The organism is Corynebacterium minutissimum (assembly GCF_016889765.1).
Taxonomy (GTDB): Bacteria; Actinomycetota; Actinomycetes; order Mycobacteriales; family Mycobacteriaceae; genus Corynebacterium; species Corynebacterium minutissimum_B.
The window spans coordinates 196066-212414 of the sequence record NZ_CP069533.1 but is presented as its reverse complement, the minus strand read 5'-3'; the positions used below and the strand labels follow the sequence as shown (position 1 = coordinate 212414).

Here is a 16349-nt window from a genome sequence, read left to right as displayed (position 1 = left end):
GAATTCTAGTCGCTTCCGAGCAAGGAGAAATGCATGTCGAAGGTCAACTTCAAGGAGCTCAACAAGGTCCAGCGGTATTCGCAGCACGCAGTGTTCCAGGTTATTCCTGGCGCGCTGGGTACCGAGCGTGAGCAGGCCATCGCCCAGGCACAAAAATTCTTTGCTGACCTCGAGCAGGCTGGCGTGGTTGTCGTGCGTGGCATCTATGACCTGTCCGGCATGCGCGAATCCGCGGACTTCATGATCTGGTGGCACGCAGAAGAATTCGCCGACATTCAAAAGGCTTTCGCTGATTTCCGCCGGGAGACCGTCCTGGGCCAGGTGTCTGAGGTGACGTGGGTCGGCAACGCCCTGCACCGTCCGGCCGAGTTCAACAAGTCCCACCTTCCATCTTTCATCATGGGCGAGGAGCCGGGGGACTGGATTGCTGTTTACCCCTTTGTCCGGTCCTATGACTGGTACACCATGGATGAGGAAAAGCGCCGCCGCATTCTTATGGAGCACGGAATGCAGGGCCGTGACTACCCGGATGTTCGCGCGAACACCGTGCCGGCCTTCGCTCTGGGCGATTACGAATGGATCCTTGCCTTCGAGGCTCCTGAGCTACACCGCATCGTCGATCTGATGTACCTCATGCGCTACACCGAGGCTCGCCACCATGTGCGTGAGGAAATCCCGTTCCACACGGGCCGCCGCGTCAAGGATGTGGCAGAGCTTATCGCCGTGCTTCCCTAACGCGGCGTTGCCTGCGCAACGTGTACAACGGGCCGGTTGAAGGTTTTAGCCTTCGACCGGCTTTTCTTCGAGGTTGAGGCAGATGGAATTGATGCAGTAGCGCAGGTCGGTAGGGGTATCGTAGCCCTCGCCCTCGAAAACGTGGCCCAAGTGTGATTCGCAGTTGGCGCACAATACCTCGACGCGGCGCATGCCAAGCGAGTTGTCTTCGCGTTCGATGATTTTGTCGCCCGCCAGTGGGGAGAAGAAGGACGGCCAACCGCAGTGTGACTCGAACTTTTCGGTAGATCGGAAAAGCTCGGTGCCGCAGGCCTTGCAGGAATACACACCTTCGGTGGTGGTGTTGGTGTATTCGCCAACGTGTGGGGGCTCGGTGCCGGCCTCACGCAGGACGTAGTACTCCTCAGGGGTGAGGCGCTTGCGCCATTCGGTATCCGCAATGAGCTTGAAATCGGTCATGCGGGGATTTTATCGCCCTTGCTTGCCTTCCGGCCACCATCGCGCTCAGATATCCACCAGCCGACTACTGACGCAGCGGTGACCACGATGAGCAAACCCCACCCGATGGTGGCGATGAACACACTCATCCAATGCGCGGCGGTGGGCATGCTTGTCGACGTCCACTCGAACGGCGCCAAGAATAAAAATGCCGCCAACCATGCGCCCCACGTGTGGAAAACCGAGCGATGCAGCAGAACCGTGAACATCATGGGGAAAAGCCACATGGAGTAGTACTGCTGTCCTAGTGATGACAGGAAGAAGATTCCCGCCATGATGATGCCGGTAGTGCTCAGTGCCCAGAATTCGGGCTCGGAGTCGCGCCAACGCAGCAAACCGAGGATGGCCACGGCGCACAAGGCGGCGAACAGTAACCAGATGGGGTAGTAGAGGGCTCCCGGCATGTCGAAGTAAGCCTTTACGCCTGGCCACGAAGCATTCGCGTAGTCACGTGTGGTGGAAAGGTAGGGCAGAAGATGCTCGCGGAATCCTTCACTACCCGGCACCAGCGGCCAAGCAATGAGGTTGGTGATGACTGGGACGGCCACGCCGAGGCCCAGTGCCCACCACTGGGTGCGCATGAGTGCGAGGAAAAGCAGCGGTGCGAACTGGGGTTTGACCAGAATGGCTAGTCCGATACATAGCCCTGCTGCCCAGCCGTGTTTCTCTAAGAGGGTGAGAAAAGCTGCCATGGCGAGCAAAAGTAGGCCGTTGATATTGGTAAACACCAAGGTGTTGATGACGGACTCGGAAGCAAACGCAGCGGCAATGCTCACAGGCCACACAGGGCCGCGCAGGCTGGCGCCCACATAGCGGGTCAAAAGTGCTAGCGCGGCGATAATGGCCACAGCGTTGGCGAGGATAAAGGCGTAGCGTGCGTGCTCCTCAGAAACGATACCCATGGGGGAGAGCAGTGCCGTTGCTCCGGGGTTGTAGAGGTAAAGCGGTTCTACGGAGGAATAATCCTGCTCATATACTGGCGCACCGTCCCAGAAGCGGAGAACCGCGCGATACACCGTGCCGAAGTCATCCGTGACCGTGCCGGTAAAGGCAAGGACGGCAACACGGTGAAACACGAGAACGACGGCGGCCGGCCACGCGGTGGCTGTCCATAAACGGGCAGGGGTCGGGGGAGAGGAGGCCAGAGAAGTCACGGCAAGAGAGTTTACGGGGTTGATATGCGCCGGTAGCGCAGAAACACCGTGCTATCGACAGGCGTGACGTTCTCAAGCTCGAGGCGCAGCGCTGGCGAGGTAGCGCTGCCGTCGACAACAGGTTTCTCGACTGAAGGTGACAGATGGGGATCCATTGTCAGGTACAGCTTGTCCACGAGCCCGGCGGCAATGAAGGCTGAATACACCGACGGCCCACCTTCGCAGGAGATGCGCGTAGCGCCGCGTGCGCGAAGGGCTTCGATGGCCTCCGTGACGGTGCCAGTACCAGTGCTCACAATCTCCGCACCGGCTGCAGCCAAGGTACATGCTTCCGCGGAGTCTGTTCGTTCCTCTGGGGTGAGAATAATGGGGTTGCCGGCGATGAAATCCTCGAACCCCTCAAAATCCAGGGAGTGGCTGAAGACGGCAAGGCGCGTGCTTGTCGACGCCTCGTACCCCTCCGCCTTCACCGTGCCCGAGCCAACCACAGCAATGTCTGCCCACTCGCGTAGCGCGGCAAAGAGCTTGGCATCGGCGTCGTTGCCCATAGGGTCTGACGTTCCGTCAATAGTGGCCGAGCCATGCAGGGTGCTGACCGCGATAAGGCGAATGCCCTCGGTATCGGGACCCAGTAACGAGTCAATGAGTGCGGTGTCATCCATGACATCCGAGGGTACGTGGGCTAGCTGCGGCCAGCTACCCCGCATCCAACCTGTATCCAAGTTGTCGCCGTATGCGGTACGATAAAAAGACTAAACCCGCAGCATGGCTGCGGGTTTTGGTGGTCCTAGCTGGGATTGAACCAGCGACCTTTCCGGTGTGAACGGAACGCTCTCCCACTGAGCTATAGAACCTCGGTGCAGCCCTTAAGCTACACCGCAGTTGGGGAATCCCCCTAATCGCCCAGTTCAGCACCCTTTATCGCTGAAATGGGGGTCAATCACACTGGTGTAATCCTAGTTCGTTGGCAAGCGGCGGAATTATTGCCATGGGCTGCGGATTTGGAAACTGGCACGGCGCACGATAATGTCTTTACTCGCACCACGGCACACCAGCCGAGAACGTGCAATGCGGATGTAGCGCAGTTGGTAGCGCATCACCTTGCCAAGGTGAGGGTCGCGAGTTCGAGTCTCGTCATCCGCTCCAAGACCTCCACTTAGCTGGACGGCCTTGACAATTACATAAGCGCGATTAGCTCAGTGGGAGAGCGCTTCCCTGACACGGAAGAGGTCACTGGTTCAATCCCAGTATCGCGCACAAGGACTTTGTCCTAGAAACCGGGCCTGGTTTCGAATGCGGATGTAGCGCAGTTGGTAGCGCATCACCTTGCCAAGGTGAGGGTCGCGAGTTCGAGTCTCGTCATCCGCTCCAGCACATGTAGTGTGTGAGGCGGTATCGCCACGGTGGAATGGCCGAGTGGTGAGGCAACGGTCTGCAAAACCGTGCACACGGGTTCGATTCCCGTTTCCACCTCAAACTGTTAGTGCCCACTCCATGGGCACTGCGCGCGTTTAGCTCAGCGGGAGAGCGCTTCCCTGACACGGAAGAGGTCACTGGTTCAATCCCAGTATCGCGCACAAGGAGTTCCTTACGGGCTCCATGACAAACTCCGGTTTGTCACGCGGATGTAGCGCAGCTGGTAGCGCATCACCTTGCCAAGGTGAGGGTCGCGAGTTCGAGTCTCGTCATCCGCTCCACGCATAGGGCGTCTTTTCCTTAGAGAGAAGGCGCCCTAAATTATTTTTCACGTACTCGCGTGCGCATCGCATCGCGCTGTGTGGGGTCAGAGTAGGGGGAGCCTTCCCCGCAGCCGAGCCCGCTTCCGTGTCTTTATCTATGGTGTTATTCACAACCATCTCGACTCAAGGAAGTGGACACTCTTTCATGACAGCTCTGCCCACACGCACAACACCAGTTCAGCGATTGCTGGCTCTTTTTTCTGTGACGGTTCTGGTTCTTCTGGGCGCACTCGGGACAGCAGGTATTCCTGCCCGCGCGCAGAACCCCACTGGAGTAACTGCCTCGGATTTTCTGACATCGGAATCGCCTTCTGCTCCTCCCTCCGAGGATGCTGATCCCGTTGAGGAAAATAGTGGCGCAACGATGTTGGTTCTAGACTCGTCTGGTTCCATGAATGTGCAGGATGCTGGTGGTCAAACGCGTCTGGACGCAGCAAAAGACGCTACCAAGAGCTTTGTGAATGAGTTGGGCGGAACCATTCCGCTCGGGCTTGTTACCTACGGCGGAACGGTTGATGAAGCCCCGGAAAATCAAGAAGAAGGCTGCCGCGACATACACGTGGTGAGTGGACCGAAGAAGGACGTAGGGGATTCGTTCACTGGCCCCATCGACGCACTCCAGGCTAGGGGATATACACCAATTGGTGATTCCTTGAAGAAGGCCGCAGAGGAATTGGGTGGCCAGCATGGCACCATCGTGCTTGTATCTGACGGAATCGACACCTGCGCGCCGCCGCCGGTATGTGAAGTGGCTAAAGAACTCCATGAGCAGGGCATCGACCTGGTCATCAACACCATTGGTTTTAACGTCGATGAGGAGGCCCGTAAAGAGCTCTCCTGTATCGCAGATGCCGCAGGCGGCGAGTATCTGGACGCCGATGATGCAGATTCCCTGGCGGCAATGATTAAGAAGGCCGCTGGGCGTGCTGCAAACCTTTATGAGTCCACCGTGGAACAGATCGAGGGTAGCGAAGACATCTCACAGCCGACGGAGTTGCCGCGTTGGGAGTCCGGTGAGGACTTCATCTTCCGGGCTGAGTTAGATGCCCCGCCGAATGGCGGCGAGGATTCTCGCACCGACTTTCACGCGGAGTCATGGTCTATCCCCGTCAAACCAGGCGAGCGCTATGTGGCGACGATGTACAAAACTCTAGAAGGGCCAGTAGGAACTCCGAATAGCTTATTTATGAAGACGTTTTTCGGCGATGGTACAGAACCACCAACGGGTACGCATGGAGGCGATGAAGGCTCAGATGAGTGCACAGCTGATTCGGACAGTGCGCACACTGGCAATGTATCTGACGCCCTGCCTAGCGCTAACGCTTATACCTACGAAATCGGTTCCGAGAACTGCCAAGGTGACTTGGTCTTGACCGCGATGCGCGCAGGTGAGTACAAGGCTGACGAACTTTTTGACGTGGAGATCCTGCTACACCGCGTTGACCCGGTATCCAATATGGATGAACTTGTTAGCGGTCTCAGCAGCGAGATGGACGGTGAACTCCATGCCAACGCCAACGGTGCTGAACAAATGGCTCCCGGAAACTGGTTTGACAATGCCGCGGAGCTTCGCAGTGGTCAGACCATCGAAACCGACATTGTGCAGGGCGAAGCGCATGTTTATAAGGTCCCTATGAAGGAAGGCCAGCAGTTGGCCGCCGCAATTAGAGCTGGTGAGGTCTCGGACGAGCGGGCTCTCCAGTATTCAGGCCTTAACGTGTCGATCCTCAATCCAGTCCGTGAGAAAGCTGGGGAACGAGAATTCGTGATCTGGCCCAATGAGGGGGATGAGGGATCGGCTTCGGCGGCCAAGCCTACTGCCTTTGCCAACCGTTTCAGTTCTGATGCGGCAAACTCCTATGGCAACGCGAACTGGTTGGAGGGTGACTACTACATCGTGGTGACGCTGGACGCAGGTAAGCAAACTGACTTAGGCGATAGCGAAGACAACCTCACTGACAAACGTGCCACGATGAAGTATTACCTCACGTCCAAGGTGTTGGGTGATCCTATTCAGGGGCCGGAATATGAGCCGGTTAGTGACAAGACGGAAGAGCCACAACCTTTGGACGCCAACAAGCAGGAGGCGAAGGACCAAGCTCGCAGCGCTGGTGATGCGTCAGGTAAGAAGATGAGTGGGCTAATTTACGCACTGGGGGCGGCCGGGCTCATCCTCTTGATTGCCTTCATCGGCCTCGTCGCATTTCTTCTCCGCGGCCGAGGCAGGTAAAACTCGCAGCTCACGCTCGCGATGAAACATTTATTCAACAAGATTCGCTGCGGCGGGGAACTTTCCTTCTCGTCGCAGCGACTACTTGGTAACCTCGCGCACTCCGTGCGGGGTGAAGGATTGGCTAGCGCGTCCCTCCCGGCTATAGGATGAGGGAACATCCATCAAAAGTTTCATCCGACCCACAAGGAGTTGTCCGCACGATGCAGCTGCGTCAGGTCACCACCGCCCTCGCCACCGGAGCCATTGGGCTCTTGCTTGGCTTTTCTGCGCCGATGGCGGTGGCCCACGATTCGGTTATCGGCGGCAACGTGGTGAGTGACACTCCGCTCGAGGAATTTCCACGTGAGATCACGCTGGAGTTCTCCGGCATTCCGAAGGACACTTTCAACACTTTCGCTGTCACTGACCAAGATTCGGGCGAGGTTCTGTTCGACGCCGAACCGACCATCAATGGCCGTAATCTCACCGTCGAGGTTCCTGAGGATATTGACCCCGGCGATGGCGACTACCAGGTGGGATTCCGTATAACGTCTTCTGATGGTCACCCCACACCTGGTTCGGTGGAGTTCAGCGTTGCATCCGGTGCCGATGCTGCCGAGGCAAGCTCAGCTGGCAGCGCCGGCGAAGTTGACAACAACGACAGTCAAGAAGGCGATACTGATGCGCCGCTCAGCGCACTGTCGGGTCCTGCCAAGTGGATTGTCGGCCTAGGCGCGGTACTCGTCGTGGCGGCTGTGGTCTTCGTCTTCGGTGCGAAGACTCGTCGTGCTAACGGCGACTCCTAAGAAACCTATCAACACGCTAGCGGCCTTAACACACCAATTGCTGGAGAAATCCCCTTAATACAGAAAGGCATGTTCCATGCTGATGTCTCGTACCGCCCTTCGTTCTTCCGTAGCAGCCCTTGCGGTGGCAAGTCTTACCTTGGCCGGTTGCTCGAATAGTGAGGAAGACTCAACCGCAGCGTCCACGGACGTTGCTTCGAGTGCAGCTTCGACAGCCGAGAAGTCTGCTTCAGCCGACTCCAGCCAAGCGAAGGATGCCAATAATGACGCCATTTCCTTCGAGGATGGCGTCGTGCGTGCGATGGAGGATGGCTCTGACATGACCGCCATCTTCGGCACGCTCCACAACACCACGGACAAGGACATCTCGGTCGTAGGTTTCACCTCGTCTATCGAGGCGAAGCAGAACCAGATTCATGAGGTCGTCGATGGTGTCATGCAGGAGAAAGCCGGCGGTTTCGACATCCCGGCCGGTGAATCTGTGGAGCTGGCGCCCGGCGGCTACCACTTCATGCTTATGGGCGTGGCCGAGCCGATTATGGCCGGTGAACACGTGACGATGACGCTGGAGCTGGGCGACGGATCCACGGTCGAACTCGGCGACATCCCTGTACGTTCAATCGGTGCAGGCGACGAGAACTATGGCGATATGGATCACGGCGACCATATGGGCCACGGCCACCATATGGACCACGGCGACCACATGGACCACAAGCACTAAACACAGAGAGAAGGAAACAATGAGCGGGTTCGAGGAACCTGTCAGCCGGCGTGGATTGCTAGCCGGAAGTGCCGTGGCTGCCAGCGCAGTAGCGCTGGCCAGCTGCGCACAAGCCGATACTGATACCTCCGATACTGCTGGTCAGCACGACGCGCAGCGAGCTGGTGACGCTGCCAGTACGGGGCCGACTGAGGCTGAAGAAACCATGGGCGGCGACATCGTCGCTTTCGATGGCAAACACCAAGCCGGAATCCAAACTCCAGTACAGGCACACGTTGAACTGGTGGGCTTCAACCTTAAGAAGAATGTTGGCGCTCGTGGTGCTAAGGCCCTGATGCGTTTGTGGACCGAAGACGCGCGCCGATTGTGTACAGGGGAGAACCCACTTGGCAGCCTCGAACCTGAACTTGCTGTGACTCCCGCCAACCTCACCGTGACGTGTGGGTGGGGAGAGCGCTTTTTCGATGCGGTGGACGTCGCCAAGCCCAGCTGGCTTAGAGATGTCCGCGCCTACGAGCACGATGACCTGCGCCCGGAGTGGGGGCAGACGGACATCGTCTTGCAGATTTGCAGCGATGACCCGCTGACCGCAGCCCATGTGCTCCGACACATGACGCGTGCCGGCAAAGATTACGCGGATGTCGTCTGGGTACAGCAGGGCTTCAGCCACGCCTATGGATCCGCGCCAAAGGGCACAACGGCCCGCAATCTTTTCGGGCAAAAGGACGGCACGGTTAACCCGCGTACGGACGATGATTTTGCGGAGCAGGTCTGGATTGATGAAGGCAATTTCGCTGGTGGCAGCGCCATGGTGGTGCGCCGCATCCACATGAACCTCGATACATGGGAACAGCTCGACCGTGCTGGGCGCGAAACCGCTACTGGGCGCACGCTTGATACTGGCGCACCGCTGGGAGCACAGGAAGAATTCGACTCGGTGGATCTTGACGCCCGCAATGAGTTCGGGCTCAAGGCGATTGATGAAAACTCTCACGTCGCCCGCGCTCATCCACCGGCCGACCATCCAGAACAGAAGATTTTGCGCCGACCCTTTAACTACAACCTGCCGCCAACGCCGGAGACGACCGCTCGGGGCGAGCTCAGTAATGCCGGGCAGATCTTCATCTGCTACCAGAAGGACCCGACGAAGCAATTCGAACCAATCCAGGCGCGCCTTGATGAAGCTGACCGGCTCAATGAGTGGATTACCCACATCGGCTCGGCCATGTACTACGTGCCTGCTGGAACTGAGGGCGAAACCTTCTGGGGCGAGTCGCTGATCCGCAGTTAGCAGGGGTAGACTTAGCCGCTGTAACTTTCTCAATGAGTGCTGCTCGGCCAGGTATGTCGAGCGGCGCGTGAGCGCAAAAGGAGCGCAACAAGTCATGGCGGAAATGATTCCAGCAGTCCCGGTCAACTACGAGCCGATTACGGTCCCGGCCGGAACTGCCGTGGGTGCGGCAATGCGCGAGCATGACCTGCCCAACAAGGGCCCAGAAGCAGTCGTCGTGGTCCGCGGTGCCGATGGCACCCTCTTCGACCTGTCCCACACCCCGGAGACCGACGCCGAATTCACGCCCGTCGCCGCCTGCGAAGAAGACGGCCGCGCTGTTATCCGCCACTCCTGCGGTCACGTCATGGCCCAGGCCGTACAGGCCGAGTTCCCTGGCACCAAGCTGGGCATCGGCCCCGCCATTGAGAACGGCTTCTACTTCGACTTCCAAACCGCCGAACCCTTTACCCCCGAGGACCTCAAGGCGATTGAGAAGCGCATGAAGAAGATTATCAAGGGCGGCCAGCGCTTCGAGCGCCGCGTGTACGAAACCACTGAGGAAGCCGAGGCAGCCCTCGCCAACGAGCCCTTCAAGCTGGAGCTGGTTCAGGACAAGGGCAACGTAGATCCGGATTCCGATGAGGCCGCCGAAGTTGGTGCCGGAGATCTGACCCACTACGACAACATCAACCCACGCACCGGCGAGGTGGAGTGGTTCGATCTGTGCCGTGGACCGCACGTGCCCACCACCAAGTACATCCCCGCTTTTACTCTGACGCGTTCTTCTGCTGCCTACTGGCGCGGTGACCAGTCCAAGGCTGGTCTGCAGCGTATCTACGGCACCGCCTTCGAATCTAAGGAGGCGCTTGAGTCCTACAAGACCATGGTGGAAGAGGCAGAGAAGCGTGACCACCGCCGCCTCGGTGCGGAGCTGGACCTGTTCTCCTTCCCGGACGAGATCGGTTCCGGCTTCCCGGTCTTCCACCCCAATGGCGCTACCGTGCGCATGGAGATGGAAGAGCACTCCCGCCGCCGCCACATCGCGGACGGCTACTCCTTCGTGTCCACCCCGCACCTGACCAAGGGTGATCTGTTCAAGAAGTCTGGTCACCTCGACTTCTACGCAGACGGAATGTTCCCGCCGATGCAGCTCGACGGCGAGTGGGACGACGACGGCAACTGCACCAAGCAGCCGCAGGACTACTATGCCAAGCCGATGAACTGCCCCATGCACAACCTCATCTTCGCCTCGCGTGGCCGCTCCTACCGCGAGCTGCCGCTGCGCCTCTTCGAGTTCGGTACTGTCTACCGCTATGAGAAGTCCGGTGTCATCCACGGCCTGACCCGTGCGCGCGGCTTCACTCAGGATGACTCCCACATCTACTGCACCCCGGAGCAGTTGGAGGAAGAGCTGACCAAGGTACTGGAGTTCATCATCTCCCTGCTCAAGGACTACGGCCTGGATGACTTCTATCTGGAGCTTTCTACCAAGGACCCGAATAAGTACGTCGGTTCTGATGAGATTTGGGAGCGCTCGACGAAGATCTTGCAGTCGGTAGCGGAGAAGTCAGGCCTCGACTTGGTCCCGGACCCAGCAGGCGCGGCTTTCTACGGCCCAAAGATTTCTGTGCAGGCACGCGATGCCATTGGCCGTACCTGGCAGATGTCCACCGTCCAGCTGGACTTCAACCTTCCGGAGCGCTTCGAGCTGGAGTACACGGCGTCGGACGGCACCAAGCAGCGCCCCATCATGATCCACCGCGCCCTGTTCGGTTCTATTGAGCGCTTTTTCGGTGTGCTCCTTGAGCACTACGCTGGTGCTTTCCCTGCCTGGTTGGCCCCGCACCAGGTGGTTGGCATTCCGGTTGCTGATACCTTCGCCCCACACCTGGAGGAGGTTTGCGCCGAACTGCGCAAGCGTGGGCTGCGTGCTGATGTTGATACTTCCGATGACCGCATGCAGAAGAAGATCCGCAACCACACCACCGGCAAGGTTCCCTTCATGTTGCTCGCAGGTGAGCGAGATGTCGAGGCCAACGCGGTGTCCTTCCGCTTCCTCGACGGCACTCAGGTCAACGGCGTGCCGGTGGCAATCGCTGTTGAGGTCATTGAGGCGTGGGTTCGCGAGCGCAACAACGAACAGCCAACCAAAGACAGCATCGCCGAGCGCGTCTAAACGGATTTCCTGAGACGACGACGTCCAGGCAGGGGAGTCTGGACCCCGAAGAAAGGACGAAACACAGAGTGGAAGAGTACGTCGATACCGGCCTGGGAAGCCCCGACCGCTTGGAGCGCCTGTGGGCGCCGTACCGCATGAGCTACATCAAGCGGGAGGGCGGTGCCGGCGACGTGCCTACGACTGCGCGTAATCCTTTCGTCGAGATTCCGCAGATGGCGGACGAAGACGGACTCATCGTGGCCCGCGGTGAGCTCGTCTACTGCGTACTTAATTTGTACCCCTACAACGCCGGCCACATGATGGTCATTCCGTATCGTCAAGAATCTGAGCTTGAGAATCTCACCGAAGAAGAGTCCCAGGAGCTTTTCCGCTTTGCCCAGGCTGCCATTCGGGTTCTCAAAAAGGTTTCGGGCCCTGACGCGGTCAATGCTGGGTTTAACCTGGGACGCGCCTCGGGAGGATCTGTGGGTCAGCATCTCCACATGCATATTGTGCCGCGCTGGAGTGGAGACTCGAATTTCATGACTATTGTGGATGGAGTTAAAGTGCTGCCGCAGCTCCTCAAAGACACCCGCTCTCTGCTCGCACAGGGGTGGGCGGAGCTCGCTGACGAGGGACTCATTCCAGGAGAAGCACATGCTTAGTGTTCATGGGCGCAAGCCCGCCGCCGTGGTCGTGGTACCGGTGGCCAAGCTCTTTCTCAAGATGGGCTTGACCCCGAATGCGGTAACCGTGGTGGGCACCATCGTCACCATCGCCATCTCGGTCATCCTTATCCCGCTCGATCACCTTTTTGCTGCTGCTATTCTGTCCGGCCTGTTTTCTGCGTTCGACATGCTCGACGGCACAATGGCTCGCCTGACCACGGGCGGATCGAAGTTTGGCGCAACGCTGGATGCCTCATGTGACCGCATCACCGACGGCGCACTATTCGCCGCCATTGCCTATTGGATGGTCTACATTGACAATGCCCATCCATTGAACTTCGCCGCCTGCATGATTGTGCTGGTAAGCTCCCAGGTCATCTCTTATGTCAAGGCCCGTGGAGAAGCTTCCGGCTTTAAGATGGTCGGCGGTCTCGTCGAACGCCCCGAACGCCTTATCCTCGGCCTGGGTGGCGTGGGCCTCGAGGGGCTCGGCGTTCCCTATGCGCTGGAGATTGCGTTGTGGTTGCTGGCCGTGGGGTCGGTGTTGACTATCTACCAGCGCATGCGTCAGGCAGCACGCCAAGACACCACATCTCGGTTTATGAAGGACCTGTAGACCCTTAAGCCCCCATTCCCAAGGAGGGAGCATCTACCATGGCACGTGTGAATCGGGAGAACCTTACTGCTGCGGCATATATTGCTTGTTGGAAGATTGTGCGTTATCTTCCACAGCCAATTGCAGCGTGGTTGTTTGAACGCGGCGCCGACTATGCCAGCGACAATGGTGCGGGGATGGAACAGCTACGCCAGAACCTCAGCCGTGTGGTGGGCCCAGAGAATGTCACCCGGACGTTGGTGCGGGACTCTATGCGATCCTATATGCGCTATTGGCTTGAGGCTTTTCGCCTGCCTGCCATTCACGCGGACCCGTCCTTACATGAGCAGCTTCTCGCAGGAATGAAAGGCAAAGAACATTCGGATGCGTCCATCGCGTCCGGCCGTGGAGTCATCTTCGCTTTGCCGCACTCGGGAAACTGGGACATGGCAGGTGTGTTCTGTGTGAACCACTATGGAGGGTTCACCACGGTGGCGGAGAGGCTGAAGCCGGAGGCGCTTTTCGATGCCTTCGTGGACTACCGTGAAAGCCTCGGCTTTACCGTCCTCCCTCTGACCGGAGCCTCGGCCTCACCTTTCCCGCGTCTCAAAGACACTCTTGAACGTGGCGGTGTGGTGTGTCTTCTAGCTGAACGCGATCTCACCCGTACTGGCGTCACTGTGGACTTCATGGGGGAGGACGCCAACGTGGCGGCAGGTCCGGCCCAATTGGCCATCGAGACTGGTGCGGCGCTGCATGTCGTGCATTCCTACTTCGACGGCGGTGGCTGGGGGCTTTCCGTGAGCCCTGAAATAGAGGTCACAACGCTGCAGGAAACCTGCCAACGGATGGCGGATGGCTTTGCCGACAACATCCGTGAGCATCCGGAAGACTGGCATATGTTGCAGCCGCAGTGGAACACGGACGTTGAACGTCGCCGCCACAAGCAGCGAGACACACAGTAGGGAAGAGGAAGACCATCATGCGCATCGGTATTGTTTGCCCCTACTCTTTTGATGAACCCGGTGGAGTTCAGGCCCACATCCTTGACCTGGCTACGGTTTTTATCGAGCAAGGACACGAGGTTGAGGTGCTGGGGCCGGCGTCGACAAGCACGCAGGTGCCTAGCTTCGTCCGCAAAGGTGGCTGGGCAATCCCTATTACCTATAACGGATCCGTGGCTCGTCTCGCTATTGGCCCGCACGTGGGCCGCAATATCAAGCGTTTCATCCGGGAAGGGCAGTTCGACGTCCTTCATATCCACGAACCCAATTCGCCGAGCTATTCCATGGCAGCGTTAGCCATGGTGCAGGGGCCCATCGTGGCGACATACCATGCGTCCGCCTCCAGTTCGTTGGTTCTCACCTTGGTCAAACCTATACTTCGCCCGTATCTGGAGAAGATTCGCGGAGGAATTGCTGTGTCGGAGATGGCGCGGCGCTGGCAGGTTGAGCAACTTGGTGGGGACCCCGTCCTCATCCCGAATGGAGTGGATACCTCGGTCTATGCCCGTGAACGCGCACAGGCTCAAGACCACGCACTGCCCCGCGAAGGCGGTAGTGAGACGCCGGTAGAGATCGTGTTCCTGGGGCGCCTCGATGAACCACGCAAAGGCCTCGACATTCTCCTTGAAGCCCTCACACTCCTTCCGGAAAAAGTGCGTGTGACCGTCATGGGCGGTGGCCACCCACGCAGCGTCCCTGGCGTGGACTTCGTCGGCCGCGTCAGCGATGCGGAGAAGGCCGCCATCCTTGGTCGAGCGGATATTTATGTTGCGCCTAATACTGGCGGGGAGAGTTTCGGCATTGTGCTCGTGGAGGCCATGGCCGCTGGATGCGCCGTGGTGGCGTCAGACCTTGAAGCTTTTGCCGCGGTGTGCAATGTCGAATCGGATACTCCCGCGGGTGTGCTCTTTCGCAACGGGGACGCTACGGACCTCGCCCGAGTTCTAGAAGAACTCGTGGCTCACCCGGACAAGCGCGCGGCCTTGACACGAGCAGGCGAGCAACGCGCTCGTGAGTACGACTGGGACCACGTCGCCGCAGCCGTGATGCAGGTCTATGAAACTGTGGCGGATGGAACGAAGGTGCAGGTGAAGTAGATGGCCATTGAACTTGTCATCGCCTTAGCCGTGGTGCTCGTTATTGCCATGTGGGCATTGTTGACGGCGCAGCGTCTCAACTCTTTACACATCCGTACCGACGCGGCCCTCGCGCAGCTTGAGGCTACCCTTGACCGTCGGGCGGCGGTGATCAGCGCGTTGGCTCCGGAGCTCCAACACCTTGCAGCACGCGCTGAGTCCACGGACTTGACCCAGGGGAATTTCGATGAGCGGACGACGCGTGAGCGGGAGCTATCAGCAGCGATTGCGCAGCGTTTCGAAACTAGGCCTGCCTTGCTTGCCGACGCCGAGGGGCGCATCCACCTCGCCCACCGCTTCTACAACGAGGCGGTCAGCGATACCCGCGCCCTACGCCTGCGTCCGGCAGTGAAGTGGCTCCGCTTGGGCGGCACGGCCAAGCTTCCGGAGTTCTTTGAGCTCAGCCAGATCGACGTTTAATCTGTCCGCGTTGACTGCTCCGCAGTCCGTGCGGCGGTGAACTCAAGGCGATGCCACATGAGGGCGGTAACAGCCATGCTGAGAATCAGCAGGTTGCGCACCACGAGTGCGTAGACCGGCTGCAGATTCTCACCCAGGTGAAGCCACACGTAGTCATAACCGTAGGGATAGATATACGTTCCCAGTGCTGCCGCGGCTACCGCGAGAATGGCCATGATGGTGCGCAGCCCAGTGCGGTCGGATGCCAACCGCTTGTCATTCGGTGTCTCCCGCGGAATCTCCGAACGGATAGCCACGGCGAGGATGGGGCCAAGCCACACGATGTACTGCGGTGAGAAGACCTTATTGGTTGCGATGAGCAGAAGAGTTGCGGCGACAAAGAAGACAACGGTGGAATGGGGATCCCAGCCGCCGCGCAGGAAACGAGAGGCAGCCACGGCGACTATCCACACCAGGGCACACACCATGGCGATCGTGCTGAGCGTTAGAGCAGTATCCACGCCGGGGCCGGTGATCTCATAGCTTTTGGATGCGGCATAACCGATGTTCCACGTACCCGGGTGACGGTGCGCCTGAAGAACGTGCCACGTGGCCGCAAGAGATTCGATCTGAAGTCCCCGCTCCTCCTGATAGGACAGGGGAGACACGAGCCGATCCGCGCCGGTCAGCACTGCAACAGCCAGGCATATTCCGACAATGGTTCCACAGAATGCGGCTAGGCGTCGCCAGGTTGAACGTGAGCGAGCAGCCCCCACCAGGCCCGCGGCGAGCACACCCGGCCAGAGCTTAACGGTGGTAGCCCACGCTAGAAGTGCAGAAGCTATGCGTGGATGAGTAGCGAGGAGTGCGCCTGCGCCTGCGACAAGGAGTGCTGGGTACAAGTCAAGGCGCCACACAAAGACATGACCGGCCGCCGTGCCGAAGAAAACCCAGAACCACGCGGCAGCGAACACGGAGCGCCGCCCGTCATTGTTGCGGAGGAGGAGGGCCAGGAAGAGGGCATCAGCCAAGAGCATCATGACCGTGAAGGCCACGCGGTAGTTATCGGCATTATCCCCGGTAAGCCATGCCAGCACAACGCTCGGCCACGTGCCCGGCTGCGGATACTCCGTCATCGCGGAACTGTCGTTGCCGTAGACACCTTCTAAGTAGTAGTTGATGTCTCCACTTGGCATCCTATTGCCTAGGAGCAAGGCTATGAGTAGCACGCGGGCAATGGCCCACCCAGCC

Annotated in this window: 15 protein-coding genes and 7 tRNA genes; 17 read left to right on the top strand and 5 right to left on the bottom strand. The window is 58.9% G+C overall.

Annotated elements, in window-relative coordinates:
- Positions 1–33 precede the first annotated feature (33 nt).
- Positions 34–735 carry a hydrogen peroxide-dependent heme synthase gene (hemQ, locus tag I6J26_RS01010; protein ID WP_115022422.1) on the top strand — a complete coding sequence of 234 codons (702 nt, stop codon included), beginning with the start codon at positions 34–36 and terminating at the stop codon, positions 733–735.
- A gap of 45 nt (positions 736–780) precedes the next feature.
- On the opposite strand, the gene msrB is transcribed toward hemQ, so the two are convergent.
- The 4 genes from msrB to I6J26_RS00990 form a co-directional block, all read right to left on the bottom strand.
- The gene (msrB, locus tag I6J26_RS01005) at positions 781–1194 is read right to left on the bottom strand and encodes a peptide-methionine (R)-S-oxide reductase MsrB (protein WP_115022420.1); all 414 of its coding nucleotides are present in this window, start codon (positions 1192–1194) and stop codon (positions 781–783) included.
- Positions 1191–2387, bottom strand: coding sequence for a glycosyltransferase family 87 protein (locus tag I6J26_RS01000; RefSeq protein WP_115022417.1), 1197 nt, complete (start codon positions 2385–2387; stop codon positions 1191–1193). Before I6J26_RS01000 ends, msrB begins: the two co-directional genes overlap by 4 nt.
- A gap of 11 nt (positions 2388–2398) precedes the next feature.
- A complete protein-coding gene (locus I6J26_RS00995) occupies positions 2399–3049 on the bottom strand; it encodes a dihydrofolate reductase family protein (RefSeq protein ID WP_115024372.1) in 651 nt (216 codons plus the stop codon).
- Between the two features lie 117 nt (positions 3050–3166).
- A tRNA-Val gene (locus I6J26_RS00990) sits at positions 3167–3241 on the bottom strand.
- A gap of 216 nt (positions 3242–3457) precedes the next feature.
- Between I6J26_RS00990 and I6J26_RS00985 the strand changes: the two genes are divergently transcribed.
- The 16 genes from I6J26_RS00985 (at position 3458) to I6J26_RS00910 (ending at position 15119) form a co-directional block, all read left to right on the top strand.
- Positions 3458–3533: transfer RNA gene (locus I6J26_RS00985), tRNA-Gly, on the top strand.
- A gap of 39 nt (positions 3534–3572) precedes the next feature.
- Positions 3573–3644 (top strand) — tRNA-Val (locus I6J26_RS00980).
- Between the two features lie 38 nt (positions 3645–3682).
- Positions 3683–3758 (top strand) — tRNA-Gly (locus tag I6J26_RS00975).
- A gap of 31 nt (positions 3759–3789) precedes the next feature.
- Positions 3790–3860 (top strand) — tRNA-Cys (locus tag I6J26_RS00970).
- A gap of 32 nt (positions 3861–3892) precedes the next feature.
- Positions 3893–3964: transfer RNA gene (locus I6J26_RS00965), tRNA-Val, on the top strand.
- A 44-nt stretch (positions 3965–4008) separates the two neighbouring features.
- Positions 4009–4084, top strand: a tRNA-Gly gene (locus tag I6J26_RS00960).
- Between the two features lie 187 nt (positions 4085–4271).
- Entirely contained in the window at positions 4272–6356 is a 2085-nt protein-coding gene (locus I6J26_RS00955) for a vWA domain-containing protein (RefSeq protein WP_115022414.1), read from the top strand.
- A gap of 203 nt (positions 6357–6559) precedes the next feature.
- Positions 6560–7144, top strand: coding sequence for a copper resistance CopC family protein (locus tag I6J26_RS00950; RefSeq protein WP_115022412.1), 585 nt, complete (start codon positions 6560–6562; stop codon positions 7142–7144).
- Between the two features lie 76 nt (positions 7145–7220).
- On the top strand, positions 7221–7865 hold the full coding sequence (locus I6J26_RS00945; RefSeq protein ID WP_115022409.1) for a copper chaperone PCu(A)C: 645 nt from the start codon (positions 7221–7223) through the stop codon (positions 7863–7865).
- Between the two features lie 19 nt (positions 7866–7884).
- Complete coding sequence (locus I6J26_RS00940; protein WP_115022407.1) at positions 7885–9156, top strand: Dyp-type peroxidase; 1272 nt, start codon at positions 7885–7887, stop codon at positions 9154–9156.
- A 94-nt stretch (positions 9157–9250) separates the two neighbouring features.
- Positions 9251–11314 (top strand): threonine--tRNA ligase, encoded by a 2064-nt coding sequence (gene thrS / locus I6J26_RS00935; RefSeq protein WP_115022405.1) that lies wholly within the window; start codon positions 9251–9253, stop codon positions 11312–11314.
- A gap of 68 nt (positions 11315–11382) precedes the next feature.
- Positions 11383–11961 carry an HIT family protein gene (locus tag I6J26_RS00930; protein ID WP_115022402.1) on the top strand — a complete coding sequence of 193 codons (579 nt, stop codon included), beginning with the start codon at positions 11383–11385 and terminating at the stop codon, positions 11959–11961.
- On the top strand, positions 11954–12580 hold the full coding sequence (gene pgsA, locus I6J26_RS00925; protein WP_115022401.1) for a phosphatidylinositol phosphate synthase: 627 nt from the start codon (positions 11954–11956) through the stop codon (positions 12578–12580). Before I6J26_RS00930 ends, pgsA begins: the two co-directional genes overlap by 8 nt.
- A gap of 38 nt (positions 12581–12618) precedes the next feature.
- Positions 12619–13524 (top strand): phosphatidylinositol mannoside acyltransferase, encoded by a 906-nt coding sequence (locus I6J26_RS00920; protein ID WP_115022399.1) that lies wholly within the window; start codon positions 12619–12621, stop codon positions 13522–13524.
- Between the two features lie 17 nt (positions 13525–13541).
- Positions 13542–14660: a glycosyltransferase family 4 protein gene (locus I6J26_RS00915; RefSeq protein ID WP_115022396.1), complete on the top strand. Its 1119-nt coding sequence runs from the start codon at positions 13542–13544 to the stop codon at positions 14658–14660.
- Positions 14661–15119, top strand: a complete 459-nt coding sequence (locus tag I6J26_RS00910; protein WP_115022394.1) for a hypothetical protein — start codon at positions 14661–14663, stop codon at positions 15117–15119.
- Here I6J26_RS00910 and I6J26_RS00905 read toward each other — a convergent pair.
- Positions 15116–16294: a glycosyltransferase 87 family protein gene (locus I6J26_RS00905; RefSeq protein WP_115022392.1), complete on the bottom strand. Its 1179-nt coding sequence runs from the start codon at positions 16292–16294 to the stop codon at positions 15116–15118. The two genes, I6J26_RS00910 and I6J26_RS00905, sit on opposite strands and share 4 nt — an antisense overlap.
- Between the last annotated feature and the right edge of the window lie 55 nt (positions 16295–16349).

Bases quoted from the DNA above. Each gene is read 5' to 3' on its own strand.
- hemQ (WP_115022422.1), top strand. From the start codon at position 34: ATGTCGAAGGTCAACTTCAAGGAGCTCAACAAGGTCCAGCGGTATTCG.
- msrB (WP_115022420.1), bottom strand. From the start codon at position 1,194: ATGACCGATTTCAAGCTCATTGCGGATACCGAATGGCGCAAGCGCCTC.
- I6J26_RS00995 (WP_115024372.1), bottom strand. From the start codon at position 3,049: ATGGATGACACCGCACTCATTGACTCGTTACTGGGTCCCGATACCGAG.
- I6J26_RS00955 (WP_115022414.1), top strand. From the start codon at position 4,272: ATGACAGCTCTGCCCACACGCACAACACCAGTTCAGCGATTGCTGGCT.
- I6J26_RS00950 (WP_115022412.1), top strand. From the start codon at position 6,560: ATGCAGCTGCGTCAGGTCACCACCGCCCTCGCCACCGGAGCCATTGGG.
- I6J26_RS00945 (WP_115022409.1), top strand. From the start codon at position 7,221: ATGCTGATGTCTCGTACCGCCCTTCGTTCTTCCGTAGCAGCCCTTGCG.
- I6J26_RS00940 (WP_115022407.1), top strand. From the start codon at position 7,885: ATGAGCGGGTTCGAGGAACCTGTCAGCCGGCGTGGATTGCTAGCCGGA.
- thrS (WP_115022405.1), top strand. From the start codon at position 9,251: ATGGCGGAAATGATTCCAGCAGTCCCGGTCAACTACGAGCCGATTACG.
- pgsA (WP_115022401.1), top strand. From the start codon at position 11,954: ATGCTTAGTGTTCATGGGCGCAAGCCCGCCGCCGTGGTCGTGGTACCG.
- I6J26_RS00920 (WP_115022399.1), top strand. From the start codon at position 12,619: ATGGCACGTGTGAATCGGGAGAACCTTACTGCTGCGGCATATATTGCT.
- I6J26_RS00915 (WP_115022396.1), top strand. From the start codon at position 13,542: ATGCGCATCGGTATTGTTTGCCCCTACTCTTTTGATGAACCCGGTGGA.
- I6J26_RS00910 (WP_115022394.1), top strand. From the start codon at position 14,661: ATGGCCATTGAACTTGTCATCGCCTTAGCCGTGGTGCTCGTTATTGCC.
- I6J26_RS00905 (WP_115022392.1), bottom strand. From the start codon at position 16,294: ATGCCAAGTGGAGACATCAACTACTACTTAGAAGGTGTCTACGGCAAC.